We start from the raw sequence: 9,087 nt of genomic DNA, 5'->3' as shown, positions 1-9,087 counted from the left end.
TTTTATTTCTCCACGGATGAATCCGGGGGCTTGTATCCTGGATGCTTTCGGTCAGCCCACGCAATGGAAGAAATGGCGGAGGATTTGCTGACCATCTTGGATGTGGAAGAGGCGATTCTAAACGGTCAGATTATCCGGGTTGAAAAAGGCGACCCCAGAGGTACAAAATATGTAGTAGTGGGGACTGCACTGGATAGACAAACACCTGTTGGAGTGGTTGGACGTTTCGCTAGTAACGGACGTTATCTAATCATCACGGTTTATGAAGTAACGGAACTTGAGGGCTAATCGTATGTATCGATACCGATGTGAGTATTGCGAAGGAACTGTTCAACCCCGCACTGTCAAGCGCGAGGCATTCAAACATAAAAATGGATTTGTAATTCTTGAAAATGTGACTATTGGTGTTTGTGATAACTGTGGCAATCGATACTATTCAGCCGATATTCTTCATGCGGTTCATGCTGTCGCGACTGGAGCGAGATTGCCTGAAAGAACCGAACAAATTCCAGTTTGTCATCTAGAATCAGCATAAAGGGCGACACAACTTTTAGCCAAGCCAAGTTATTTAAACGCCCCCTTTTGCCCTCTCCACCTTTGAACCGTGCAAAGCAAAAACCGGAGTCAGAGCAGATTTGCCCTTGAGAGAAACAGCTCCCAAAGCCTCGCAATCGAAGTTTAGCCCGATCGACTCAAACACCCTTTGACCGATCAAAATTTCATTTTCCCCCGCCTTGCTCATCAACCGAGCAGCCGTATTCACCGTATCTCCGAGAATATTAAACTCCCTGCGCCCTCGCGGTTCGCCAACCTCAGCAGCAAACACCGGCCCTAGGCACAACCCAATTTGACAGCTTACTTTCACATTTTGACCGCCGATGGCGATCGTTTGCAAACCGGCAATCAGAGCTCGGATCGCAATCGCCGCACTCGCCGCACGGCTTGGATCGTCGGTGTGAACGTCCGGTACGCCAAAATAAATCAGTATATCTGAACCATCCAAGTGTGCCGTTACTTTTTGCAGCACGCCTCCTTTGGCCGACACCACAGCATCAATTAACGCAAACACCCGAGAACAGCCGAGTACCAGGTTAGCTTCTTCGGCTGGCGTTGCTTTCTCTACCAGCTTTGGTAAACCGATCAAGTTGACAAACATTACCGTCGGTTCGGGAAAATCTGGCGGGATTTTCCGCCTGTCGGCATTTTCAACCAGCAGTCTCAGGATCGTTTGGGGAATATAACTAGCAAGGGGCTCAACCCGCTTCACGGCTTCGCCGATTTCGCTTACCAAACCCGAAACGCTGCGATCGAGCAATATCGAACTCGGCATTCGTCGCCCAGTCAAAGTAATATCGTACTCCCCCAGGCGATCGTCCGTAAAATCATCAGCCACCAACACATAACCCGGTTTCGCAGGTTCAAAACAAAATTGGTTTCCCAAACATGAACTAGCAGTTTCTGTTAGACACACCCGCCCCACCATCCCAGAACCCTCAGCTTGCTTGGCTTGTTGGACTGAATCTCCCAGCAGTACGTGAACCATCCGCAGCGGCGTGCCGATATCCGCACTAATGTACCGCCCGCAGTGGATTCCCACCCGCATTCTCAAAGACAAAACACCCCGCGCCGTTTCGATATTGGCAAATTTAGCCATCGCCCGCTGCATCCGCAAACCAGCCCGCACCGCCCTCGCTGTATCCTGTTCGTCCTTCCCAGCTAGAAACTGCACCAGCAGCGCATCTCCGGTAAACTCCAACAAATCACCGCCAGATTTGCTGACAATTTCAATCATCGAGGCAAAATAGTCGTTAATTACTCCCAGCAGGGTTTCAGCGCCCTTGCGCCCTTGGGCTGCGTTCGCTTCCAACAGCGAGGTAAACCCTGCTAAATCTGTGAATAGCAAAGTTCCTGTTTGCCACTGATAGCGTACATCCCCCGGATTCGGCGGAGATTCGGATACAGGCCTGGGCACGTAGTCGTGCAGGATGTAGCGCAGAGTGCGCAGGTGCTCGAAAACCCCCATTAGCTTGGCTGGGGAGGGGTCTACCCACGCGCTCGCGTAAAGTTCAGCCGAAAGGAGCGCTCGCAGTCGCAGTTCGATCGCGGCCAAGGGAGGATTGTACGTTAATGTATTAATTTCCACCTTGTCTGTTCTTAAAAAAATAAGGTCTGTTCGATCGATTTAGAGCTAACACCAACAGCTAGACCCATACCATTATCATAAGTTTCCAGTGACTCGATACCAGCCCCACCCAAAACCCACGATAGCAACTTCCGAAATTCAAAGCTTGCTGGCTCCCGATTTGATCCGAGCTGCTCGATCGGCTTATGGTATGTATCTAAAAGTTCATTCCGAGCAGATGCAGCGTCCTGTTGGTGTTGTTGTCTGTCAAGGAAGCGATCGAGGCCAGCTAATTTTTGCTTCGCAGCCTGTGTTATTACCGGGCGAACGTTTTGTTACTTTTGACGAAATTGAATCTCAAATGTATTAGGCCGTTGACAGTTGACAGTTGACAGTTGACAGTTGACAGTTGACAGTTGGGAATTGGGTATTGGGTATTGGGAATAGGGCATTGGGAATTGGTAACAGCTTAAAATTAAAACACATCGCACAATTAAAAAAAAGGTTCGTAGTGAGGACTTTAGTCCGCATCCAAATCATAAAAATTGGATTGAGCGCTACAAAAGTGATTAGTAATTAACAGAACACAATCTAACAACTAATAGCTAACAAATTACGACAGTCAACAGTCAACAGTCAACAGACAACAGTCAACTTAATGGAAATAATCTTTAATTCCCTTGTAACCGCCATCGTATTTGTCATCGGCTCGGCGATCGGCAGCTTTCTGAATGTGGTAATCTATCGGTTACCTGCGGGTTTGTCGGTGATCCACCCTCCTTCTCGCTGTCCCAAATGTTTGCATCAACTCAGAACTTACGAAAATATACCCGTGTTCGGCTGGCTGTGGCTGCGGGGACGCTGCAATCACTGCCGCAGTCCGATTTCTGCCCGCTACCCGCTGGTGGAAGCAGCTACGGGTTTCCTGTTTTTGTTGATATTTTGGCGGTTTGGGCCAAGCGTGCAAACTCTGGGGTTTTGGGCTTTTTTTAGCTGGCTGTTGGCTTTGTCTTTGATTGATTGCGATACAATGACTTTGCCTAATTCTTTGACTCGATCGGGCTTGGTGCTGGGATTGGTTTTCCAAATCGCTAAGGGTTGGTGGCCGGCATTTAATTCGATCGACTCGGTGCACTATCTGGTACTAGAGGGAATTTTGGGCGCAGTTGTCGGATTGTGGCTGTTTGACGCGATCGCACTTGCAGGATCGATCGGCTTTGGGCAGAGTGCTATGGGTGCGGGGGATACCAAATTAGCCGCCTTGATGGGAGCTTGGCTGGGCTGGAAACTCTTGCTGCTAGCGGGATTTATCGCCTGTTTCGCCGGAGCTGTTGTGGGCGGCGGCGCGATCGCGATCGGATTGCTCGATCGGCGTCAACCGATGCCCTTCGGCCCGTTTCTGGCTCTGGGTGCAGCAATTACGGCTCTGTGGGGCGAAGCGATCTTATCTACTTACTTGCAGTTGTTTTTCCCGAATTAGGGTTGGCGATCGAACATAATAATATCGGTTCCTAAAATTGGTAAAATTATCTGTGTCTTGGATTACACTTAAAACCACTAGCTTTCGCTGGGAAGCCGAATTAATGCAGCAGCTCCTGGCTGCTCATCAAATCCCGGCTCGAATTGTAGACTTGGGTATAGCATCTTATTTAGGAGCAGGAAGTGCTACAGCCCTGCAAGTTCTACCAGAACATCAGGGAACTGCATCGCTGCTAATCTCTCCTGTTGAAGATGAGCCAGAATAAGAGCTATTAGTTATTAGTCAACAGTCATTAGTCATTAGTCATTAGTCATTAGTCAACAGTCAACAGTCAACAGTCAACAGTCAACAGTCATTAGTGCTGTCCCCGATCGCGAACCCGATCGTTAGTCAACAGTCATTACTATAGTCCAAGAGGCACGGCTCGTCAGAAACTGTTTTTTTTACGAAAATACTTTGTTGTCGCCCACAAATTCCGTAAAAAATCCGGTTAGCAAGCCTTGAAGCTGTCGGAGACTGTAGTAGATAAGTAATATCGTTGACATCAGCACCGGCAGAATGTTCGACCACGCAGCCCCAGTGTCCGACGTAGCCGAGCGAGATGTTAGTCGTTGGGCGCGATCGCTCGCATAGTATAATTCCCATGTAGTGCGGACTTGATATGACAACTGGCAATTGACAACTAACAATTCCCAATTACCAACTACCAATTACCAATTACCAATTCCTAAGTTTTAATGTCTCTATTTGATTGGTTTGCAAATCGAAGAAAATCAGTACCCAACTCCCAAGAACGACCGGAACGAGAAATCGCTGACGGACTTTGGAATAAATGCACAGCTTGCGATGCCTTGAGTTATACCAAAGACCTGCGAGCAAATCAAATGGTTTGCTTGGAATGCGGGCATCATATCAGAGTTTACAGCGACGAGCGCATCGAGCAGTTGATCGACCCCAATACCTGGGTACCGATTAACGAAAAACTGCACGCCACCGATCCGCTAAAATTTCGCGATCGCAAAAAATATAGCGATCGACTCCGAGAATTTCAAGAAAAAACAGGCCACCTAGACGCCGTAGAAACAGGCCTAGGCAAACTCGAAAACTTACCCGTCGCCCTTGGAGTGATGGAATTTCAGTTCATCGGCGGCAGCATGGGTTCAGTTGTCGGAGAAAAGCTGACTCGCCTCATCGAACACGCGACGCAGGAACGCTTACCCGTGATTATTGTCTGCGCTTCCGGCGGCGCCCGAATGCAGGAAGGAATGCTCAGCCTAATGCAAATGGCTAAGATTTCCGGGGCTCTGGAACGCCACCGGGAAGCGAGACTGCTTTACATCCCAATTTTGACTCACCCAACCACCGGCGGCGTCACCGCCAGTTTTGCCATGCTGGGAGACATTATAATTGCAGAGCCAAAAGCTACAGTAGCTTTTACGGGCGGCCGGGTAATCGAGCAAACTCTGCGGGAAAAGTTGCCGGAAAATTATCAAACTTCCGAATACTCCTTCGCCCACGGTTTTGTAGACTTGATCGTAGCTCGAACTCAATTAAAGAAAACTCTCGCTCAGCTGATCGGCCTCCACCAGCCCCAGCCTTTATTGGCAAACTCGGAATTTCCCGCCGTTGAGGCCAGCGACAGCCACCTCACTGTCGGCGCGCCGACTCACGCTTTCAAGCTTTCTCCCTAAGCTGCTGCACCGAAGGTCTCCTGTCGTCGTGGAACACTCAAAATTTTAGACCTTAGTTTAGACCCCAGATTGTATCTGTGGAGTAAATCTCAAATCTAAAATCGCTTGATTGTCTGTTGGTGAGTTGGACTTAAGTGCCAAATAGTTTACTAAACTTGTCCACAGTTAATTACCGAGAGGAGGTTTAACCATGTTTGCCGTCAAGCGAGCGCTCAAATTGAATAATAGGGAAGCGACCTTGATGGCAAAACACGCAGGATTTCGGCGTGTAGTATTTAACATGGGTTTGAGCTTGCGAGTCCAAATGTACGGTGCAGGTGAGTTTTCAGACTCAAAGGTCATCAACGAAGTCAAGAAAGTTCTTACCAATCACGTCAAGAAACAACCTGAATGCGCTTGGATGAACCAGTTGTCTTCTCGTGTTTACCAAAACGCTTTGATTGACTTGAGTCAAGCGTTCAGTCGGTATCGCTTAGGAAAAGCCGCCCATCCAAAATTTGCCAGCCGCCGAGACGGGCAATCATTCACGGTTGATTCTTCTAATGGAAAAGTTCTACTAAAATCTGGCAACAGCATCAAGATTCCTACTTTGGGGACTTTTCGGCTTCACGAGCCACTGCCGCATGGGTTTGCATCTCAAACTTTTACCATTTCAAAAGAAGGAAATCGCTGGTTTGTTTCTTTTTGTGTTGATGCCCAACGTTTGCCAGTGCAACAACCTGAAGGTTCTGTAGGAATTGACGTAGGTGTTAAATCTTTTGTCACCCTATCAAACAGTCAAGTATTTGATGCGCCAAAACCCCTAAAGCAAGCGAAAACCAAGCTTGCGCGGTTGCAGGGAAAGGCGTCAAGGCAAAGGGCAGGCTCAAACAACCAGCGCAAAACTTACAACAAGATCCGCAGGCTTCACGCATGGATAGCCTGCATTCGTAAAGACTTCCTTCACAAGTTGACAACTTATTTGGCTAAAACTTTCAAGCGAATTAAGATTGAAGACTTGAACGTTAAAGGCTTGCTGGCAAATCACAAGTTAGCTGGGGCAATATCCGACTTAGGTTTTTACGAATTCAGGCGACAGCTAGAGTACAAGTGCAAAATGTATGGAGCGGCAAGCGTGCTGGTAGATCGATGGTTTCCCAGTTCTAAGATTTGTGCCAATTGCGGGCATAAAAAAGATATGCCTTTAGCCGAAAGGATTTATAATTGTCCTGCTTGCGGCGTGTTGATAGACCGCGATTTAAATGCCAGTTTGAATATTTTAAATTGGGAACCCAAGGCTATTGGGGGATAGCCTGCTGATCTTGGGATGGCCGACCACCCAACAGCGCAGGAAGTGAGTTCTGAATTTTGGCTAAAGATGGCTTTAGTTAAGTTTGGGTAAGTTTTACGAAGCAGTCCGCCAAAAACGAAATTTTCAGAGAACTTGCCAAAAAACCTCTGGTTTTTAGGAAAAATATGAAGTTTCGTACTGACAAAATCAGGCAGATACCAGGTTTTTAGCCCTGCGCGCCCAAGTCCTATTGATAATAAAGACGCGGCAATGGGATGATATTGGTTGGAAGTTGATAGGCTGTGAAGTTTGGGTGAGCAAAAATGCTTAGTGGTAGTTAGCGGTTAGTTAACTGGCGATCGCACAAAATCTCAGAACAAACTAACAGATGGGAGCTAACAGCGTTTTGTTAAATTGTCCAGCTTTCAGTCAATAGCCGTCAACTGAATTTTGACCAGTCAGCGACCTAAAAATTATGGGTTTTGCAGACCTATCCATCACAGAAATAGCAGAGGACTTCAACGTCCCTGTTGAAGACGTACTCCGCTTGTGCGACGAGTTGGAAATTGCCTACAAGCACCCTCAAACCCGTTTGGCTTTGGAGGATGTTAAGGCAATTATGTCGGCTCTCGAAAAGAGGCGCGACTCAAAACGGGTTGCAGATTAGCTCGATCGCAAAATTCCTTTACCTTTAAAGGTACCGCGGCACAAACATTCGCCAGTTGTCGCAGCAGGGAATTTTGAACAGAAATCTGTTTGCCAGCTAGGATCTCTTAGCGTTCAATAATTTGGCTGATTTTTTTAAGGAGAACCATGCTTAAAAGATATTTGATTGCTCTGACCGCTGTATTCTTGACATTTCAGTTATTTGTCAGCAGCGCGATGGCTGTAGAACTGAGCCCCGAACTTCGCACCGTGACTTTGGATGACAAAGGTACTCCCGTGGTGCTGAGCCTCAAGCAAGTTCAGCAAGGCAAACGCCTGTTTAACTCAGCCTGCGCTCAATGCCACGGTGCGGGCATGACCAAAACTGACCCGAACGTCAATTTGAGCCCGGAAACTCTGGCTTTAGCAAACCCACCCCGCAATAATATTGAGTCGCTGGTTGATTATATGAAAAATCCCACGACTTATGACGGCTTTGAAGAAATTTCCGAGCTGCATCCGAGCATGAAGAGCGCGGATATTTTTGCTGAGATGAGAAATCTCTCGGATGAGGATTTGTACGCAATTGGCGGTCACATTCTGTTGCAGCCCAAAATTGTCGGCACCCAGTGGGCTGGCGGTAAAGGCGCTCGCTAATCCATTTTAAATTTTAGATTTTGGATTTTGGATTGGGAGAAGGCTCGGCTTTGCCAAGGATTGCAGGCTGGTCGTTTTGCATTCTAAAATCTCAAATCTAAAATTTACCTCCTATTCGTTGACGATCGCAAAAGGTTGTAGTCTCTCATGCTCCGTCGTGGTGTTTTTGTTTGCTTTCTGTTAGGAATTTTAATTGTTTTGCCGCTGGTACTGCTGGCACCTCAACCTGTTTTGGCTGCTGCCGATTCTTATGTAACTCGCTATTTGAAAGTTAGCGAACCTGTACCGCTACAAGTGGACGCGCAGGGACAGACTCGGCTATTTTCGGCTGAGGATTTGTCCGCAGGGAAGCGGTTGTTCGAGCAAAACTGCCTCAACTGTCATGTTGGGGGAGCTACTTTGCCAGATCCGACTATTTCTTTGTCTTTGACTTCTCTGGAGGGGGCAACGCCTCCGCGCACCACCATCAATAGTCTGGTGTCCTATCTGAGGGAACCGATGACTTATGACGGTAGCGAGGAAACTTTTTGGTGCCGCCAGGTGCCAGAAAGCTGGATGCAGCAGACTGAGATTGAAAATTTGGCTGCTTTTGTGCTTCGGGCTGCAAAGATTGCTCCGGGATGGGGTGTCGATAATCTTGAGAGTTGAATCGCCACTACCAAAAAGTGGTAGATTGCTGGAAAAATCGCGATCGCGACTACGTGTTTGCGCCTGATTAAACAGGTAAAATAACTAAAGAACCACCGTTCACGGTGTCCATTAGAGGAGAACTGCGTTGAAAAGACTATTATCGATCGCCCTGTTAGCGTTCGCAATTTTGACTGTCGGCTTCGGCCGCCCTGCATTGGCAGGTGATGCTGCTAAAGGAGCTAAACTCTTTAGCGCCAACTGTTCTGCTTGTCACATCGGTGGCGGCAACGTGGTTATGGCAATGAAAACCTTGAAAAAAGGTGCTCTTGAGAAGTACGGCATGAATTCTATCGAGGCTATTACCACTCAGGTAACAAAGGGCAAAAATGCTATGCCTGCTTTCGGAACCCGCTTGAAGCCGGAACAAATCGAGGATGTCGCAACCTACGTGCTCGAACAATCTGAGAAAGACTGGAAAGGCTAAACCGCCTCTTTAAAGTCCCACAACCTGGGCGGACTTGATTTAATTTAAAACTTGTCTTCCCGATCGCACCCTCTCTCTCTCTTTGGCGAATAAATATCGGTTTGCAGC

Annotated in this window: 13 protein-coding genes; 11 read left to right on the top strand and 2 right to left on the bottom strand. The window is 47.7% G+C overall.

Going from position 1 to position 9,087, the window contains the following annotated elements:
* Both QT974_RS26370 and QT974_RS26365 read left to right on the top strand, forming a co-directional pair.
* Window positions 1-288, top strand: a 288-nt coding sequence (locus QT974_RS26370) for a DUF4258 domain-containing protein (RefSeq protein ID WP_333471369.1), incomplete at its 5' end; no start/stop codon positions are given.
* 4 nt (window positions 289-292) lie between these two features.
* On the top strand, window positions 293-535 hold the full coding sequence (locus tag QT974_RS26365) for a YgiT-type zinc finger protein (RefSeq protein ID WP_333151036.1): 243 nt from the start codon (window positions 293-295) through the stop codon (window positions 533-535).
* 33 nt (window positions 536-568) lie between these two features.
* Here the strand turns inward: QT974_RS26365 and QT974_RS26360 are convergent, their stop codons facing one another.
* Window positions 569-2,143, bottom strand: coding sequence for an adenylate/guanylate cyclase domain-containing protein (locus QT974_RS26360; RefSeq protein ID WP_333471368.1), 1,575 nt, complete (start codon window positions 2,141-2,143; stop codon window positions 569-571).
* Window positions 2,144-2,231: 88 nt separating this feature from the next.
* On the opposite strand from QT974_RS26360, the gene QT974_RS26355 reads away from it, so the two are divergent.
* The 3 genes from QT974_RS26355 (at window position 2,232) to QT974_RS26345 (ending at window position 3,867) form a co-directional block, all read left to right on the top strand.
* Window positions 2,232-2,492 carry a hypothetical protein gene (locus tag QT974_RS26355; protein ID WP_333471367.1) on the top strand — a complete coding sequence of 87 codons (261 nt, stop codon included), beginning with the start codon at window positions 2,232-2,234 and terminating at the stop codon, window positions 2,490-2,492.
* Window positions 2,493-2,780: 288 nt separating this feature from the next.
* Window positions 2,781-3,602 (top strand): prepilin peptidase, encoded by an 822-nt coding sequence (locus QT974_RS26350; RefSeq protein WP_333471366.1) that lies wholly within the window; start codon window positions 2,781-2,783, stop codon window positions 3,600-3,602.
* A 52-nt stretch (window positions 3,603-3,654) separates the two neighbouring features.
* Window positions 3,655-3,867, top strand: a complete 213-nt coding sequence (locus QT974_RS26345; RefSeq protein WP_333471365.1) for a hypothetical protein — start codon at window positions 3,655-3,657, stop codon at window positions 3,865-3,867.
* Between the two features lie 178 nt (window positions 3,868-4,045).
* On the opposite strand, the gene QT974_RS26340 is transcribed toward QT974_RS26345, so the two are convergent.
* A complete protein-coding gene (locus QT974_RS26340) occupies window positions 4,046-4,312 on the bottom strand; it encodes a hypothetical protein (RefSeq protein WP_333471364.1) in 267 nt (88 codons plus the stop codon).
* Window positions 4,313-4,339: 27 nt separating this feature from the next.
* On the opposite strand from QT974_RS26340, the gene accD reads away from it, so the two are divergent.
* The 6 genes from accD to petJ all read left to right on the top strand — a co-directional run bounded on the left by accD (window position 4,340) and on the right by petJ (window position 8,979).
* Window positions 4,340-5,293 (top strand): acetyl-CoA carboxylase, carboxyltransferase subunit beta, encoded by a 954-nt coding sequence (gene accD, locus QT974_RS26335; RefSeq protein ID WP_333471363.1) that lies wholly within the window; start codon window positions 4,340-4,342, stop codon window positions 5,291-5,293.
* 190 nt (window positions 5,294-5,483) lie between these two features.
* Entirely contained in the window at window positions 5,484-6,584 is a 1,101-nt protein-coding gene (locus tag QT974_RS26330) for an RNA-guided endonuclease InsQ/TnpB family protein (RefSeq protein WP_333471362.1), read from the top strand.
* Window positions 6,585-7,038: 454 nt separating this feature from the next.
* Complete coding sequence (locus QT974_RS26325; RefSeq protein ID WP_333471361.1) at window positions 7,039-7,230, top strand: translation initiation factor IF-2; 192 nt, start codon at window positions 7,039-7,041, stop codon at window positions 7,228-7,230.
* 146 nt (window positions 7,231-7,376) lie between these two features.
* Window positions 7,377-7,865: a photosystem II cytochrome c-550 gene (psbV, locus tag QT974_RS26320; RefSeq protein WP_333471360.1), complete on the top strand. Its 489-nt coding sequence runs from the start codon at window positions 7,377-7,379 to the stop codon at window positions 7,863-7,865.
* Window positions 7,866-8,012: 147 nt separating this feature from the next.
* The gene (gene psbV2 / locus QT974_RS26315; RefSeq protein WP_333471359.1) at window positions 8,013-8,513 is read left to right on the top strand and encodes a photosystem II cytochrome PsbV2; all 501 of its coding nucleotides are present in this window, start codon (window positions 8,013-8,015) and stop codon (window positions 8,511-8,513) included.
* A 127-nt stretch (window positions 8,514-8,640) separates the two neighbouring features.
* The gene (petJ, locus tag QT974_RS26310; RefSeq protein WP_333471358.1) at window positions 8,641-8,979 is read left to right on the top strand and encodes a cytochrome c6 PetJ; all 339 of its coding nucleotides are present in this window, start codon (window positions 8,641-8,643) and stop codon (window positions 8,977-8,979) included.
* Window positions 8,980-9,087: the final 108 nt, after the last annotated feature.

The sequence above is a fragment of the Microcoleus sp. BM001215392 genome (genome assembly GCF_036700185.1).
GTDB lineage: Bacteria > Cyanobacteriota > Cyanobacteriia > Cyanobacteriales > Microcoleaceae > Microcoleus.
Note: the sequence above shows the minus strand (reverse complement) of the source record. Positions and strands in the feature narration are given on the sequence as shown.

Bases quoted from the DNA above. Each gene is read 5' to 3' on its own strand.
- psbV2 (WP_333471359.1), top strand. From the start codon at position 8,013: ATGCTCCGTCGTGGTGTTTTTGTTTGCTTTCTGTTAGGAATTTTAATT.
- psbV (WP_333471360.1), top strand. From the start codon at position 7,377: ATGCTTAAAAGATATTTGATTGCTCTGACCGCTGTATTCTTGACATTT.
- QT974_RS26325 (WP_333471361.1), top strand. From the start codon at position 7,039: ATGGGTTTTGCAGACCTATCCATCACAGAAATAGCAGAGGACTTCAAC.
- accD (WP_333471363.1), top strand. From the start codon at position 4,340: ATGTCTCTATTTGATTGGTTTGCAAATCGAAGAAAATCAGTACCCAAC.
- QT974_RS26350 (WP_333471366.1), top strand. From the start codon at position 2,781: ATGGAAATAATCTTTAATTCCCTTGTAACCGCCATCGTATTTGTCATC.
- QT974_RS26330 (WP_333471362.1), top strand. From the start codon at position 5,484: ATGTTTGCCGTCAAGCGAGCGCTCAAATTGAATAATAGGGAAGCGACC.
- QT974_RS26365 (WP_333151036.1), top strand. From the start codon at position 293: ATGTATCGATACCGATGTGAGTATTGCGAAGGAACTGTTCAACCCCGC.